This is a genomic window from Bacillus altitudinis, from assembly GCF_001191605.1.
GTDB lineage: Bacteria > Bacillota > Bacilli > Bacillales > Bacillaceae > Bacillus > Bacillus altitudinis.
The window spans coordinates 1,058,309-1,074,805 of record NZ_CP009108.1 but is presented as its reverse complement, the minus strand read 5'-3'; the positions used below and the strand labels follow the sequence as shown (position 1 = coordinate 1,074,805).

Genomic DNA, 16,497 nt, shown 5'->3' with positions numbered 1-16,497 from the left:
ATACAACTCCTTATACTGGTCAGAAAATAAGTAAAGGGAGGCATCCAACTTACTGGTATGCCTCACACTTTTTTCTTACTATATTAGTTCGTAGCAGCCGTTGCTTTTACGACAATTTCTCCATCTTCTACATCTAATACGATATGTTGGCCCTTTTCAATATTGCCTTTCAGCAATTCCTCAGAAAGTCGATCCTCGACGTGCTTTTGAATCGCTCTTCTTAACGGACGAGCACCATACTCAAGATCTACGCCTTCGTCGGCAATCTTGGCTTTTGCTGCTTCCGTCAATTCAATTGAAAGGTCCTGCTCTTTTAGTCGTTTTGTTAATTGATCAGACATGAGAGACACAATCTCTTTTAGATGTTTCTTTTCGAGTGAGTGGAAGACAATGATTTCATCAATACGGTTGATGAACTCCGGTCTAAACGCACGTTTCAACTCACCCATTACTTTGCCTTTCATATCTTTGTAATTTTGACTTTCATCCTGCACGTTAAAGCCAACATATTTATTGCGCTTCAGCTCACTAGCTCCAACGTTTGAAGTCATAATCAAAATCGTATTTCTAAAGTCAACAGTACGACCTTTAGAATCAGTGAGACGACCATCTTCTAATACTTGAAGTAAGATGTTAAACACATCAGGGTGTGCCTTTTCAATCTCATCTAGAAGCACGACAGAATACGGCTTTCTTCTCACCTTTTCAGTCAGCTGACCGCCCTCATCATAGCCCACATAGCCTGGAGGTGATCCAACAAGTCTTGAAGTCGAGTGTTTTTCCATGTACTCAGACATATCAATACGAATCATCGCTTCTTCATCACCGAAGATAGACTCGGCGAGTGCTCTTGCAAGCTCAGTCTTACCAACACCTGTTGGCCCTAAGAAAATAAAGGAGCCAATCGGACGTTTCGGATCTTTTAGTCCAGCACGGGCACGTCTTACAGCTTTTGCAACAGCAACAACTGCTTCATCCTGTCCAATGACGCGAGAGTGGAGCAATTGTTCCATGTTTAGAAGCTTATCTGTTTCTGTTTGAGCAATTTTCGAAACAGGTACTCCCGTCCAGCTAGAAACAACCATTGCGATATCATCCACAGAAACCTCTGAATTCTCTTGTCCCTGCTTTTCTTTCCAAGATTTCTTCGTCACTTCTACCTTTTCACGCAAACGTTGCTCCGTATCACGAAGAGAAGCGGCTTTTTCAAATTCTTGACTTTGAACAGCTGCATCCTTTTCCTTGCGTACTTCATCCAGCTTTTGCTCAAGTTCCTTTAGATTAGGCGGTGTTGTGAAAGAACGTAAGCGAACTTTTGAACCCGCCTCATCAATTAAGTCGATCGCCTTATCTGGAAGGAAACGATCGGAGATATAACGATCAGAAAGCTTTACCGCCGCCTCAATGGCTTCATCTGTAATAGACACACGGTGATGTGCTTCATAACGGTCTCTAAGCCCTCTTAAAATTTGAATACTTTCATCAACAGACGGCTGATCCACTTGAATTGGCTGGAATCGACGTTCAAGTGCAGCATCTTTTTCAATATATTTACGGTACTCATCTAACGTTGTTGCCCCGATACATTGAAGCTCACCACGTGCTAAAGATGGTTTTAAAATATTAGAGGCATCAATCGCACCCTCTGCTCCTCCTGCACCAATCAGTGTATGAAGCTCATCAATGAAGAGAATGATATTTCCAGCCTGACGGATTTCGTCCATGACTTTTTTCAAACGATCCTCGAATTCACCACGATATTTCGTTCCCGCTACAACGGTTCCCATATCAAGTGTCATGACTCGTTTATCACGCAGAATTTCAGGCACTTCGTTGTGAATAATTTGCTGTGCGAGGCCTTCTGCGATCGCTGTTTTACCAACACCAGGCTCTCCAATCAGCACAGGGTTATTCTTTGTTCTTCTACTTAATACCTCAATGACACGCTGGATTTCTTTGCTACGGCCAATCACAGGGTCCAAGCTGTCCTCTTTCGCAATAGCCGTTAAGTCTCTTGCCAGGCTATCTAAAGTTGGTGTATTGGCATTGCTATTAGATCCTGCCGCAGATGCACCCGTTTCATTGCTGCCTAGAAGCTGCAATACTTGCTGGCGTGCTTTATTTAAGCTCACTCCGAGGTTATTTAAAACACGGGCAGCTACACCCTCTCCCTCACGAATAAGACCTAAAAGAATATGTTCTGTTCCTACATAGGAATGACCCAGCTTTCTCGCTTCATCCATAGAAAGCTCCGTAACCTTCTTCGCTCTAGGTGTGTAATGAGGAATAGCTTGAGACACCTCTTGCCCTCTTCCAATCAAGCTCTCGACTTCTTTTTGGATTTTATCTGAAACAAGGCCCAGTGCTTCTAATGCTTTTGCGGCGATGCCCTCACCTTCACGTACAAGACCAAGTAAAATATGCTCTGTTCCGATGTTCTTATGGCCTAGGCGAATGGCTTCTTCTTGTGCAAGTGCTAATACCTTTTGAGCTCTTTCAGTGAATCTTCCAAACATCATATCGTTTCATCCTCCTGTCCATTCCTATGCATTTCTAAGCGCAGCCTTTCTCTGATAATTGCTGCTCGTTTTATATCTCTTTCATTTGGTTCCAAGGCTCCTCCTGAATATTGCTGAAGGAAGCCAGGCTGTGTCAAAATCATGAGTTCATTCAGTATATTACTTGAAAGCCCCTTAATGATACCTAAATCAATTCCAAGTCGCACATCTGACAAACACTTAGCCGTTTCCTTAGATTCAATCATGCGGCAATTAGCCAAAATCCCCAAGGAACGGTACACTCTGTCTTCAAGTTCAATTTTAGACGTCTGATATAATGCCTTACGTGCAGATCGCTCTTGTTCAATGAGCTGTGCCGTCACACTATTCAAATCATCTACAATATCTTCTTCTGATTGACCCAGTGTCATTTGATTTGAAATTTGAAAGATGTTTCCTATTGCTTCGCTACCCTCACCATAAATTCCTCTGACCACAAGACCTAATTGATTAATTGCAGGAATAATGCGATTCATTTGTCTTGTCAGGGCTAATGCTGGTAAGTGCATCATGACTGAAGCCCTAATACCTGTACCTACATTGGTCGGACAGCTCGTTAAGTATCCTCGCTTTTCAGAAAACGCATAATCCACTTGCTCTTCAATCCAGTCATCTATTTGGTTAGCTGCTTTTAGTGCATTGGCCAGCTGAAATCCTGGGAACAAGCATTGAATACGAATATGGTCTTCCTCATTCAGCATGACACTGATTTCTTCATTTTCTGAAAGCAAACAGCCGCCAAATCTTGATTCTGCTAAATTGGGGCTAATCAAATGCTTTTCAACAAGTACCCTTTTAGCCAAAGGCTGCGTTTCATTCATTCGAATCAGAACAAAGTTTCCAATGTCCTTCACTTCCTGGCTCACAAACTTTTGCTCGAATTGCTGAAGAACAGCTTCAGCCTCCTCTTGAGAAAACTGAGTTGGGAAACGAACATGCTCTAGGTTGCGTGCCAACCGAATACGACTGCTTAGAACAATGTCACTTTCTGGTCCTTTCTGTTTCATCCATTGACTTAATGCGTCTTGAATAAAATGCTGGAGCGACATGTCGTTAATCTCCCTCCCTCTGCTGAGATTGCTCATGCTCTAATGCACGAATTTGATCTCGAACTTCCGCTGCTTTTTCAAACTCTTCCTGTTCAATCAGCTGCTTTAGTTCTTGCTGCATTAACTCAAGTTTCCGGCGAACATGCAGACTGCCGGCAATCCGTTTAGGGACTTTTCCATTATGGACTGTATTTCCACTATGGACTTTCCTTAAAACAGGATTTAAATACTGATCAAAGGTTCGATAACATTCTGCACAGCCAAAACGGCCTGTTTTCCTGAATTGCTGAAAAGTTAAGCCACACTTAGGACATTGATCCACTTCTCTTGCCTCTTGAAAAATAGATGATCCTTTATTCGCACTTGTGGTAAAGCTAGGATCAATATTCAATAAGCCTGATAATAAGTTGTGAATCGAGAAACCTTGGTTTCCACTCATAGCATATGAATCACTGTTTTCTTTTGCACATTGTTCACATATGTGCATTTCTTGTTTTTCTCCATTTATTACTTTCGTAAAGTGAAAAGTGGCTGGTCTCTCATTGCATTCTTGACAAATCAATCTTTTCACCCGCTTTACTTTAATTTCAAAGCATTTAACATCGCTTTCATCATCCGAGCTCTCAGTTCATCTCGTTCAGGTAAATCAATGTGTAAAACAGAACGGTCCATGACACTAATCATCATCTTTGCTTCTCTTTCGGATAAAATGTTGTTCTCAACAAGACGCATGATGATATGATCAGATGCAGCCTGTGATAAACGATGATATATTTGGGAAATAATGTTGTTCAATAAATCGACTTCATCATTCATTTTGACTTTAATGATACGGATATAGCCACCGCCGCCACGCTTACTTTCGACGATATAACCTCTTTCGCTCGTAAAGCGTGTATTGATAACATAGTTAATTTGTGAAGGTACGCATTGAAACTTATCTGCAATTTCATTGCGTTTAATTTCTAATATTTCTCGACCATTCTGATCCAAGACTTCCTTCAAATACTGCTCGATGATATCAGAAATATTTTGTGCCACTCCGCCTCCTCCTCCATTGACTTTGACTATATTTGACTTTAATCTTACTATAAATTTTTTCGATCGATTTTTCAAGATAATCGCTCAACTAACAATATTATTTCCACATTTATCTGGTGCCAAACGTCCCAAAAACACAAAAAAGACCAGTTCCGACTGGAACTGATCCTTTGAAAAGCTTGGCGGCGTCCTACTCTCACAGGGGGAAACCCCCAACTACCATCGGCGGCTGAAGAGCTTAACTTCCGTGTTCGGTATGGGAACGGGTGTGACCTCTTCGCTATCGCCACCAAACCTGATGGAGAGAATGTTCTCTCAAAACTAGATAACAACGTTCATTTTTCACATTAGAATATAGGTTAAGTCCTCGATCTATTAGTATCTGTCAGCTCCACGTGTCACCACGCTTCCACCTCAGACCTATCAACCTGATCATCTTTCAGGGATCTTACTTCCTTGCGGAATGGGAAATCTCATCTTGAGGGGGGCTTCATGCTTAGATGCTTTCAGCACTTATCCCGTCCGCACATAGCTACCCAGCGATGCCCTTGGCAGAACAACTGGTACACCAGCGGTGCGTCCATCCCGGTCCTCTCGTACTAAGGACAGCTCCTCTCAAATTTCCTGCGCCCGCGACGGATAGGGACCGAACTGTCTCACGACGTTCTGAACCCAGCTCGCGTACCGCTTTAATGGGCGAACAGCCCAACCCTTGGGACCGACTACAGCCCCAGGATGCGATGAGCCGACATCGAGGTGCCAAACCTCCCCGTCGATGTGGACTCTTGGGGGAGATAAGCCTGTTATCCCCGGGGTAGCTTTTATCCGTTGAGCGATGGCCCTTCCATGCGGAACCACCGGATCACTAAGCCCGACTTTCGTCCCTGCTCGACTTGTAGGTCTCGCAGTCAAGCTCCCTTGTGCCTTTACACTCTGCGAATGATTTCCAACCATTCTGAGGGAACCTTTGGGCGCCTCCGTTACATTTTAGGAGGCGACCGCCCCAGTCAAACTGCCCACCTGACACTGTCTCCCTGCCCGATAAGGGCAGCGGGTTAGAAGGTCAATACAGCCAGGGTAGTATCCCACCGATGCCTCCACCGAAGCTAGCGCTCCGGTTTCCAAGGCTCCTACCTATCCTGTACAAGCTGTACCAACATTCAATATCAGGCTGCAGTAAAGCTCCACGGGGTCTTTCCGTCCTGTCGCGGGTAACCTGCATCTTCACAGGTACTATAATTTCACCGAGTCTCTCGTTGAGACAGTGCCCAGATCGTTGCGCCTTTCGTGCGGGTCGGAACTTACCCGACAAGGAATTTCGCTACCTTAGGACCGTTATAGTTACGGCCGCCGTTTACTGGGGCTTCAATTCGCACCTTCGCTTACGCTAAGCGCTCCTCTTAACCTTCCAGCACCGGGCAGGCGTCAGCCCCTATACTTCGCCTTACGGCTTCGCAGAGACCTGTGTTTTTGCTAAACAGTCGCCTGGGCCTATTCACTGCGGCTTCTCGGGGCTTTAACACCCTAAGAAGCACCCCTTCTCCCGAAGTTACGGGGTCATTTTGCCGAGTTCCTTAACGAGAGTTCTCTCGATCACCTTAGGATTCTCTCCTCGCCTACCTGTGTCGGTTTGCGGTACGGGCACCTCTCACCTCGCTAGAGGCTTTTCTTGGCAGTGTGGAATCAGGAACTTCGCTACTAAATTTCGCTCGCCATCACAGCTCAGCCTTCACGGGAAACGGATTTGCCTATTTCCCAGCCTAACTGCTTGGACGCGGATATCCAATACCGCGCTTACCCTATCCTCCTGCGTCCCCCCATTGCTCAAATGGTGAGGAGGTGGTACAGGAATATCAACCTGTTGTCCATCGCCTACGCCTTTCGGCCTCGGCTTAGGTCCCGACTAACCCTGAGCGGACGAGCCTTCCTCAGGAAACCTTAGGCATTCGGTGGACGGGATTCTCACCCGTCTTTCGCTACTCATACCGGCATTCTCACTTCTAAGCGCTCCACCAGTCCTTCCGGTCTGACTTCACTGCACTTAGAACGCTCTCCTACCACTGTTCGTAAGAACAGTCCGCAGCTTCGGTGATACGTTTAGCCCCGGTACATTTTCGGCGCAGAGTCACTCGACCAGTGAGCTATTACGCACTCTTTAAATGGTGGCTGCTTCTAAGCCAACATCCTGGTTGTCTAAGCAACTCCACATCCTTTTCCACTTAACGTATACTTTGGGACCTTAGCTGGCGGTCTGGGCTGTTTCCCTTTCGACTACGGATCTTATCACTCGCAGTCTGACTCCCAAGGATAAGTCATCGGCATTCGGAGTTTGACTGAATTCGGTAACCCGGTAGGGGCCCCTAGTCCAATCAGTGCTCTACCTCCGAGACTCTTACCTTGAGGCTAGCCCTAAAGCTATTTCGGAGAGAACCAGCTATCTCCAGGTTCGATTGGCATTTCACCCCTACCCACACCTCATCCCCGCACTTTTCAACGTGCGTGGGTTCGGGCCTCCATTCAGTGTTACCTGAACTTCACCCTGGACATGGGTAGATCACCTGGTTTCGGGTCTACGACCACGTACTCATGCGCCCTATTCAGACTCGCTTTCGCTGCGGCTCCGCATCTTCTGCTTAACCTTGCACGGGATCGTAACTCGCCGGTTCATTCTACAAAAGGCACGCCATCACCCGTTAACGGGCTCTGACTACTTGTAGGCACACGGTTTCAGGATCTATTTCACTCCCCTTCCGGGGTGCTTTTCACCTTTCCCTCACGGTACTGGTTCACTATCGGTCACTAGGGAGTATTTAGCCTTGGGAGATGGTCCTCCCGGATTCCGACGGAATTTCACGTGTTCCGCCGTACTCAGGATCCACTCTGGAGAGAACAACATTTCAGTTACAGGGCTGTTACCTTCTTTGGCGGGCCTTTCCAGACCTCTTCGCTTATATCGTTCCTTTGTAACTCCGTATAGAGTGTCCTACAACCCCAAGAGGCAAGCCTCTTGGTTTGGGCTGTTCCCGTTTCGCTCGCCGCTACTCAGGGAATCGCATTTGCTTTCTCTTCCTCCGGGTACTTAGATGTTTCAGTTCCCCGGGTATGCCTTCTCATACTCTATGTATTCAAGTATGGATACTACTCCATTACGAGCAGTGGGTTTCCCCATTCGGAAATCTCCGGATCAAAGCTTGCTTACAGCTCCCCGAAGCATATCGGTGTTCGTCCCGTCCTTCATCGGCTCCTAGTGCCAAGGCATCCACCGTGCGCCCTTTCTAACTTAACCATTTCTTACTTTAGAAAGAATCACTATGTGTGATGAACTTTGCATTGCATTCAATGTGAATGTATTACTTATTGTTATCTAGTTTTCAAAGAACAATCCTGTCTCGCTAGAGACATGTTTGAAGGAATGATCCTTCAAAACTAAACAAGACGAAAACGCACGCTGCTCCATATATCCTTAGAAAGGAGGTGATCCAGCCGCACCTTCCGATACGGCTACCTTGTTACGACTTCACCCCAATCATCTGTCCCACCTTCGGCGGCTGGCTCCATAAAGGTTACCTCACCGACTTCGGGTGTTACAAACTCTCGTGGTGTGACGGGCGGTGTGTACAAGGCCCGGGAACGTATTCACCGCGGCATGCTGATCCGCGATTACTAGCGATTCCAGCTTCACGCAGTCGAGTTGCAGACTGCGATCCGAACTGAGAACAGATTTGTGGGATTGGCTAAACCTTGCGGTCTCGCAGCCCTTTGTTCTGTCCATTGTAGCACGTGTGTAGCCCAGGTCATAAGGGGCATGATGATTTGACGTCATCCCCACCTTCCTCCGGTTTGTCACCGGCAGTCACCTTAGAGTGCCCAACTAAATGCTGGCAACTAAGATCAAGGGTTGCGCTCGTTGCGGGACTTAACCCAACATCTCACGACACGAGCTGACGACAACCATGCACCACCTGTCACTCTGTCCCCGAAGGGAAAGCCCTATCTCTAGGGTTGTCAGAGGATGTCAAGACCTGGTAAGGTTCTTCGCGTTGCTTCGAATTAAACCACATGCTCCACCGCTTGTGCGGGCCCCCGTCAATTCCTTTGAGTTTCAGTCTTGCGACCGTACTCCCCAGGCGGAGTGCTTAATGCGTTAGCTGCAGCACTAAGGGGCGGAAACCCCCTAACACTTAGCACTCATCGTTTACGGCGTGGACTACCAGGGTATCTAATCCTGTTCGCTCCCCACGCTTTCGCTCCTCAGCGTCAGTTACAGACCAGAGAGTCGCCTTCGCCACTGGTGTTCCTCCACATCTCTACGCATTTCACCGCTACACGTGGAATTCCACTCTCCTCTTCTGCACTCAAGTTTCCCAGTTTCCAATGACCCTCCCCGGTTGAGCCGGGGGCTTTCACATCAGACTTAAGAAACCGCCTGCGAGCCCTTTACGCCCAATAATTCCGGACAACGCTTGCCACCTACGTATTACCGCGGCTGCTGGCACGTAGTTAGCCGTGGCTTTCTGGTTAGGTACCGTCAAGGTGCAAGCAGTTACTCTTGCACTTGTTCTTCCCTAACAACAGAGCTTTACGATCCGAAAACCTTCATCACTCACGCGGCGTTGCTCCGTCAGACTTTCGTCCATTGCGGAAGATTCCCTACTGCTGCCTCCCGTAGGAGTCTGGGCCGTGTCTCAGTCCCAGTGTGGCCGATCACCCTCTCAGGTCGGCTACGCATCGTCGCCTTGGTGAGCCGTTACCTCACCAACTAGCTAATGCGCCGCGGGTCCATCTGTAAGTGACAGCCGAAACCGTCTTTCATCCTTGAACCATGCGGTTCAAGGAACTATCCGGTATTAGCTCCGGTTTCCCGGAGTTATCCCAGTCTTACAGGCAGGTTACCCACGTGTTACTCACCCGTCCGCCGCTAACATCTGGGAGCAAGCTCCCTTCTGTCCGCTCGACTTGCATGTATTAGGCACGCCGCCAGCGTTCGTCCTGAGCCAGGATCAAACTCTCCGAAAAAGTACAAAACCGAAGTTTTGTTTTTCGTCAGCGTTTGACTGACTACCTATGAAGTATCATAGGATTTTTTTATAAAAACTCGAATTAACAGGTACGTTTTGTCTTGTTTAGTTTTCAAAGATCATATTGGTGGAGCCTAGCGGGATCGAACCGCTGACCTCCTGCGTGCAAGGCAGGCGCTCTCCCAGCTGAGCTAAGGCCCCATAAAAGATGGTCGGGAAGACAGGATTCGAACCTGCGACCCCTTGGTCCCAAACCAAGTGCTCTACCAAGCTGAGCTACTTCCCGATCTTAATGGCGCGCCCGAGAGGAGTCGAACCCCTAACCTTTTGATCCGTAGTCAAACGCTCTATCCAATTGAGCTACGGGCGCTTATTTTATAATGCCGAGGGCCGGACTTGAACCGGCACGGTAGTCACCTACCGCAGGATTTTAAGTCCTGTGTGTCTGCCAATTCCACCACCCCGGCGTGGATGGTATAAGCGGAAGACGGGATTCGAACCCGCGACCCCCACCTTGGCAAGGTGGTGTTCTACCACTGAACTACTTCCGCATTACAGGATTTCTTTATGTTGTTTGGCAATGCGGGTGAAGGGACTTGAACCCCCACGTCATAAAGACACTAGATCCTAAGTCTAGCGCGTCTGCCAATTCCGCCACACCCGCATGAAAATGGTGAGCCATGAAGGACTCGAACCTTCGACCCTCTGATTAAAAGTCAGATGCTCTACCAACTGAGCTAATGGCTCGCTTTTAAAGCGACTTGTCTATCTTACCATATGAAAGTGGTGCCGGCAAGAGGACTTGAACCCCCAACCTACTGATTACAAGTCAGTTGCTCTACCAGTTGAGCTACACCGGCTTTATCTATCCTAACATTATGTAAGAATAAATATGGTGGAGGATGACGGGCTCGAACCGCCGACCCTCTGCTTGTAAGGCAGATGCTCTCCCAGCTGAGCTAATCCTCCATATTATGTCGTTTCGAATGTCTCTCGATCTGACAAATAGTATTATATAACGATAAGATATTGTTTGTAAAGACTTTTTTAAAATAATTTTTGAATTTATTTTAAAGCTATTTTTTCACATCTTTTCGTTAAGGCACCTAAAGAAGTTTACCACTTGTCTCTTCATTTTAAAAGTCTTTTTTTCATTTTTTTATGTTTTTTTGTTAAAAAGGGGATTAATAGCGCTTTTTCAATGTAAAAACAGCTCTTTTAAAGCTGAAAAATGTTTGTTTTATTCCTTAAATCCTCAGATAACGTGCATATAGAAACGAATTTTTTTATTATTTTATTTTTCCGAGAAACCATTTTGTAAATTTGCTTTATATTAAATTGATCCTGGTCATTTTCCAAAAATTCGTCTCAATGTTCCCTTGCCTCATCAAACATTGTGGTGCTTAACTCAAATCTTCCTCCCCTCTCTCATTAGCAAACCAAGATGCCCTTTGCTCTCTTATGTAGGTTTCAATGATCTAGCAGCAAGCGCAGTTCGCTACATATGGTTGCCAGAGGAGAAGATCCTTCTTAGACATGTTTACTCGTTCGATGTTGACTCTTAGCAAGATGAGCGAGCGACGAGATTAGATGATAAGAATATTATAGAATGTCTAGAATTCCAGTGAAGGGGATGAAATGAATGAGTTATTGAGAATGTAGTGAAAGACCACTATTTTCAATATAAATAGATATATCATTTATTGAAACACAAAAAAGACCAGTTCCGACTGGAACTGATCCTTTGAAAAGCTTGGCGGCGTCCTACTCTCACAGGGGGAAACCCCCAACTACCATCGGCGCTGAAGAGCTTAACTTCCGTGTTCGGTATGGGAACGGGTGTGACCTCTTCGCTATCGCCACCAAACCTGATGGAGAGAATGTTCTCTCAAAACTAGATAACAATGTTCATTTTTCACATTAGAATATAGGTTAAGTCCTCGATCTATTAGTATCTGTCAGCTCCACGTGTCACCACGCTTCCACCTCAGACCTATCAACCTGATCATCTTTCAGGGATCTTACTTCCTTGCGGAATGGGAAATCTCATCTTGAGGGGGGCTTCATGCTTAGATGCTTTCAGCACTTATCCCGTCCGCACATAGCTACCCAGCGATGCCCTTGGCAGAACAACTGGTACACCAGCGGTGCGTCCATCCCGGTCCTCTCGTACTAAGGACAGCTCCTCTCAAATTTCCTGCGCCCGCGACGGATAGGGACCGAACTGTCTCACGACGTTCTGAACCCAGCTCGCGTACCGCTTTAATGGGCGAACAGCCCAACCCTTGGGACCGACTACAGCCCCAGGATGCGATGAGCCGACATCGAGGTGCCAAACCTCCCCGTCGATGTGGACTCTTGGGGGAGATAAGCCTGTTATCCCCGGGGTAGCTTTTATCCGTTGAGCGATGGCCCTTCCATGCGGAACCACCGGATCACTAAGCCCGACTTTCGTCCCTGCTCGACTTGTAGGTCTCGCAGTCAAGCTCCCTTGTGCCTTTACACTCTGCGAATGATTTCCAACCATTCTGAGGGAACCTTTGGGCGCCTCCGTTACATTTTAGGAGGCGACCGCCCCAGTCAAACTGCCCACCTGACACTGTCTCCCTGCCCGATAAGGGCAGCGGGTTAGAAGGTCAATACAGCCAGGGTAGTATCCCACCGATGCCTCCACCGAAGCTAGCGCTCCGGTTTCCAAGGCTCCTACCTATCCTGTACAAGCTGTACCAACATTCAATATCAGGCTGCAGTAAAGCTCCACGGGGTCTTTCCGTCCTGTCGCGGGTAACCTGCATCTTCACAGGTACTATAATTTCACCGAGTCTCTCGTTGAGACAGTGCCCAGATCGTTGCGCCTTTCGTGCGGGTCGGAACTTACCCGACAAGGAATTTCGCTACCTTAGGACCGTTATAGTTACGGCCGCCGTTTACTGGGGCTTCAATTCGCACCTTCGCTTACGCTAAGCGCTCCTCTTAACCTTCCAGCACCGGGCAGGCGTCAGCCCCTATACTTCGCCTTACGGCTTCGCAGAGACCTGTGTTTTTGCTAAACAGTCGCCTGGGCCTATTCACTGCGGCTTCTCGGGGCTTTAACACCCTAAGAAGCACCCCTTCTCCCGAAGTTACGGGGTCATTTTGCCGAGTTCCTTAACGAGAGTTCTCTCGATCACCTTAGGATTCTCTCCTCGCCTACCTGTGTCGGTTTGCGGTACGGGCACCTCTCACCTCGCTAGAGGCTTTTCTTGGCAGTGTGGAATCAGGAACTTCGCTACTAAATTTCGCTCGCCATCACAGCTCAGCCTTCACGGGAAACGGATTTGCCTATTTCCCAGCCTAACTGCTTGGACGCGGATATCCAATACCGCGCTTACCCTATCCTCCTGCGTCCCCCCATTGCTCAAATGGTGAGGAGGTGGTACAGGAATATCAACCTGTTGTCCATCGCCTACGCCTTTCGGCCTCGGCTTAGGTCCCGACTAACCCTGAGCGGACGAGCCTTCCTCAGGAAACCTTAGGCATTCGGTGGACGGGATTCTCACCCGTCTTTCGCTACTCATACCGGCATTCTCACTTCTAAGCGCTCCACCAGTCCTTCCGGTCTGACTTCACTGCACTTAGAACGCTCTCCTACCACTGTTCGTAAGAACAGTCCGCAGCTTCGGTGATACGTTTAGCCCCGGTACATTTTCGGCGCAGAGTCACTCGACCAGTGAGCTATTACGCACTCTTTAAATGGTGGCTGCTTCTAAGCCAACATCCTGGTTGTCTAAGCAACTCCACATCCTTTTCCACTTAACGTATACTTTGGGACCTTAGCTGGCGGTCTGGGCTGTTTCCCTTTCGACTACGGATCTTATCACTCGCAGTCTGACTCCCAAGGATAAGTCATCGGCATTCGGAGTTTGACTGAATTCGGTAACCCGGTAGGGGCCCCTAGTCCAATCAGTGCTCTACCTCCGAGACTCTTACCTTGAGGCTAGCCCTAAAGCTATTTCGGAGAGAACCAGCTATCTCCAGGTTCGATTGGCATTTCACCCCTACCCACACCTCATCCCCGCACTTTTCAACGTGCGTGGGTTCGGGCCTCCATTCAGTGTTACCTGAACTTCACCCTGGACATGGGTAGATCACCTGGTTTCGGGTCTACGACCACGTACTCATGCGCCCTATTCAGACTCGCTTTCGCTGCGGCTCCGCATCTTCTGCTTAACCTTGCACGGGATCGTAACTCGCCGGTTCATTCTACAAAAGGCACGCCATCACCCGTTAACGGGCTCTGACTACTTGTAGGCACACGGTTTCAGGATCTATTTCACTCCCCTTCCGGGGTGCTTTTCACCTTTCCCTCACGGTACTGGTTCACTATCGGTCACTAGGGAGTATTTAGCCTTGGGAGATGGTCCTCCCGGATTCCGACGGAATTTCACGTGTTCCGCCGTACTCAGGATCCACTCTGGAGAGAACAACATTTCAGTTACAGGGCTGTTACCTTCTTTGGCGGGCCTTTCCAGACCTCTTCGCTTATATCGTTCCTTTGTAACTCCGTATAGAGTGTCCTACAACCCCAAGAGGCAAGCCTCTTGGTTTGGGCTGTTCCCGTTTCGCTCGCCGCTACTCAGGGAATCGCATTTGCTTTCTCTTCCTCCGGGTACTTAGATGTTTCAGTTCCCCGGGTATGCCTTCTCATACTCTATGTATTCAAGTATGGATACTACTCCATTACGAGCAGTGGGTTTCCCCATTCGGAAATCTCCGGATCAAAGCTTGCTTACAGCTCCCCGAAGCATATCGGTGTTCGTCCCGTCCTTCATCGGCTCCTAGTGCCAAGGCATCCACCGTGCGCCCTTTCTAACTTAACCATTTCTTACTTTAGAAAGAATCACTATGTGTGATGAACTTTGCATTGCATTCAATGTGAATGTATTACTTATTGTTATCTAGTTTTCAAAGAACAATCCTGTCTCGCTAGAGACATGTTTGAAGGAATGATCCTTCAAAACTAAACAAGACGAAAAACGTACGCTGCTCCATATATCCTTAGAAAGGAGGTGATCCAGCCGCACCTTCCGATACGGCTACCTTGTTACGACTTCACCCCAATCATCTGTCCCACCTTCGGCGGCTGGCTCCATAAAGGTTACCTCACCGACTTCGGGTGTTACAAACTCTCGTGGTGTGACGGGCGGTGTGTACAAGGCCCGGGAACGTATTCACCGCGGCATGCTGATCCGCGATTACTAGCGATTCCAGCTTCACGCAGTCGAGTTGCAGACTGCGATCCGAACTGAGAACAGATTTGTGGGATTGGCTAAACCTTGCGGTCTCGCAGCCCTTTGTTCTGTCCATTGTAGCACGTGTGTAGCCCAGGTCATAAGGGGCATGATGATTTGACGTCATCCCCACCTTCCTCCGGTTTGTCACCGGCAGTCACCTTAGAGTGCCCAACTAAATGCTGGCAACTAAGATCAAGGGTTGCGCTCGTTGCGGGACTTAACCCAACATCTCACGACACGAGCTGACGACAACCATGCACCACCTGTCACTCTGTCCCCGAAGGGAAAGCCCTATCTCTAGGGTTGTCAGAGGATGTCAAGACCTGGTAAGGTTCTTCGCGTTGCTTCGAATTAAACCACATGCTCCACCGCTTGTGCGGGCCCCCGTCAATTCCTTTGAGTTTCAGTCTTGCGACCGTACTCCCCAGGCGGAGTGCTTAATGCGTTAGCTGCAGCACTAAGGGGCGGAAACCCCCTAACACTTAGCACTCATCGTTTACGGCGTGGACTACCAGGGTATCTAATCCTGTTCGCTCCCCACGCTTTCGCTCCTCAGCGTCAGTTACAGACCAGAGAGTCGCCTTCGCCACTGGTGTTCCTCCACATCTCTACGCATTTCACCGCTACACGTGGAATTCCACTCTCCTCTTCTGCACTCAAGTTTCCCAGTTTCCAATGACCCTCCCCGGTTGAGCCGGGGGCTTTCACATCAGACTTAAGAAACCGCCTGCGAGCCCTTTACGCCCAATAATTCCGGACAACGCTTGCCACCTACGTATTACCGCGGCTGCTGGCACGTAGTTAGCCGTGGCTTTCTGGTTAGGTACCGTCAAGGTGCAAGCAGTTACTCTTGCACTTGTTCTTCCCTAACAACAGAGCTTTACGATCCGAAAACCTTCATCACTCACGCGGCGTTGCTCCGTCAGACTTTCGTCCATTGCGGAAGATTCCCTACTGCTGCCTCCCGTAGGAGTCTGGGCCGTGTCTCAGTCCCAGTGTGGCCGATCACCCTCTCAGGTCGGCTACGCATCGTCGCCTTGGTGAGCCGTTACCTCACCAACTAGCTAATGCGCCGCGGGTCCATCTGTAAGTGACAGCCGAAACCGTCTTTCATCCTTGAACCATGCGGTTCAAGGAACTATCCGGTATTAGCTCCGGTTTCCCGGAGTTATCCCAGTCTTACAGGCAGGTTACCCACGTGTTACTCACCCGTCCGCCGCTAACATCCGGGAGCAAGCTCCCTTCTGTCCGCTCGACTTGCATGTATTAGGCACGCCGCCAGCGTTCGTCCTGAGCCAGGATCAAACTCTCCGAAAAAGTACAAAACCGAAGTTTTGTTTTTCGCGCCAGTTTGACTGACTACCTATGATGTATCATAGGATTTTTTTATAAAAACTCGAATTAACAGGTACGTTTTGTCTTGTTTAGTTTTCAAAGATCATTTTCGTTATCGCTCGTAAGCGACTTTAATATCTTAACATTTCGCTTCAGTTGAAGTCAAGAACTTTTTTCATTTTCTTTTTTCAACCTCGTTGCTGTTTTGCGGCAACGAATAATA

The 16,497-nt window shown here is 48.1% G+C and carries 4 protein-coding genes, 9 tRNA genes and 6 rRNA genes; all 19 read right to left on the bottom strand.

Features of this window, described 5'->3' with window-relative positions; all coding sequences use genetic code 11:
• Positions 1–83: 83 nt before the first annotated feature.
• The 19 genes from clpC to ID12_RS05325 all read right to left on the bottom strand — a co-directional run bounded on the left by clpC (position 84) and on the right by ID12_RS05325 (position 16,256).
• Positions 84–2,519, bottom strand: a complete 2,436-nt coding sequence (gene clpC, locus ID12_RS05415; RefSeq protein WP_007496263.1) for an ATP-dependent protease ATP-binding subunit ClpC — start codon at positions 2,517–2,519, stop codon at positions 84–86.
• A complete protein-coding gene (locus ID12_RS05410) occupies positions 2,516–3,607 on the bottom strand; it encodes a protein-arginine kinase McsB (RefSeq protein WP_017366451.1) in 1,092 nt (363 codons plus the stop codon). The genes clpC and ID12_RS05410 overlap by 4 nt, the downstream gene beginning before the upstream one ends.
• A gap of 4 nt (positions 3,608–3,611) precedes the next feature.
• On the bottom strand, positions 3,612–4,169 hold the full coding sequence (locus ID12_RS05405; protein WP_007496258.1) for a protein-arginine kinase activator protein McsA: 558 nt from the start codon (positions 4,167–4,169) through the stop codon (positions 3,612–3,614).
• A 14-nt stretch (positions 4,170–4,183) separates the two neighbouring features.
• The gene (locus tag ID12_RS05400) at positions 4,184–4,648 is read right to left on the bottom strand and encodes a CtsR family transcriptional regulator (protein ID WP_003217184.1); all 465 of its coding nucleotides are present in this window, start codon (positions 4,646–4,648) and stop codon (positions 4,184–4,186) included.
• A gap of 177 nt (positions 4,649–4,825) precedes the next feature.
• Positions 4,826–4,942 (bottom strand): 5S ribosomal RNA (rrf, locus tag ID12_RS05395).
• Between the two features lie 61 nt (positions 4,943–5,003).
• Positions 5,004–7,934, bottom strand: a 23S ribosomal RNA gene (locus tag ID12_RS05390).
• A 181-nt stretch (positions 7,935–8,115) separates the two neighbouring features.
• A 16S ribosomal RNA gene (locus ID12_RS05385) occupies positions 8,116–9,664 on the bottom strand.
• A 127-nt stretch (positions 9,665–9,791) separates the two neighbouring features.
• Positions 9,792–9,867, bottom strand: a tRNA-Ala gene (locus ID12_RS05380).
• 8 nt (positions 9,868–9,875) lie between these two features.
• Positions 9,876–9,952: transfer RNA gene (locus tag ID12_RS05375), tRNA-Pro, on the bottom strand.
• A 7-nt stretch (positions 9,953–9,959) separates the two neighbouring features.
• Positions 9,960–10,036, bottom strand: a tRNA-Arg gene (locus ID12_RS05370).
• 11 nt (positions 10,037–10,047) lie between these two features.
• Positions 10,048–10,133 (bottom strand) — tRNA-Leu (locus tag ID12_RS05365).
• 12 nt (positions 10,134–10,145) lie between these two features.
• Positions 10,146–10,217: transfer RNA gene (locus ID12_RS05360), tRNA-Gly, on the bottom strand.
• 30 nt (positions 10,218–10,247) lie between these two features.
• Positions 10,248–10,330 (bottom strand) — tRNA-Leu (locus ID12_RS05355).
• Between the two features lie 7 nt (positions 10,331–10,337).
• Positions 10,338–10,413, bottom strand: a tRNA-Lys gene (locus ID12_RS05350).
• A 37-nt stretch (positions 10,414–10,450) separates the two neighbouring features.
• Positions 10,451–10,526: transfer RNA gene (locus ID12_RS05345), tRNA-Thr, on the bottom strand.
• A 33-nt stretch (positions 10,527–10,559) separates the two neighbouring features.
• Positions 10,560–10,635 (bottom strand) — tRNA-Val (locus ID12_RS05340).
• Positions 10,636–11,417: 782 nt separating this feature from the next.
• Positions 11,418–11,533 (bottom strand): 5S ribosomal RNA (gene rrf / locus ID12_RS05335).
• 61 nt (positions 11,534–11,594) lie between these two features.
• Positions 11,595–14,525: ribosomal RNA gene (locus tag ID12_RS05330) — 23S ribosomal RNA — on the bottom strand.
• 182 nt (positions 14,526–14,707) lie between these two features.
• Positions 14,708–16,256: ribosomal RNA gene (locus ID12_RS05325) — 16S ribosomal RNA — on the bottom strand.
• Together the 16S, 23S and 5S rRNA genes with 9 tRNA genes alongside form the textbook arrangement of a ribosomal RNA operon.
• Between the last annotated feature and the right edge of the window lie 241 nt (positions 16,257–16,497).

Excerpts from the sequence above, each read along its gene's own strand:
- ID12_RS05410 (WP_017366451.1), bottom strand. The coding sequence starts at position 3,607 with ATGTCGCTCCAGCATTTTATTCAAGACGCATTAAGTCAATGGATGAAA.
- clpC (WP_007496263.1), bottom strand. The coding sequence starts at position 2,519 with ATGATGTTTGGAAGATTCACTGAAAGAGCTCAAAAGGTATTAGCACTT.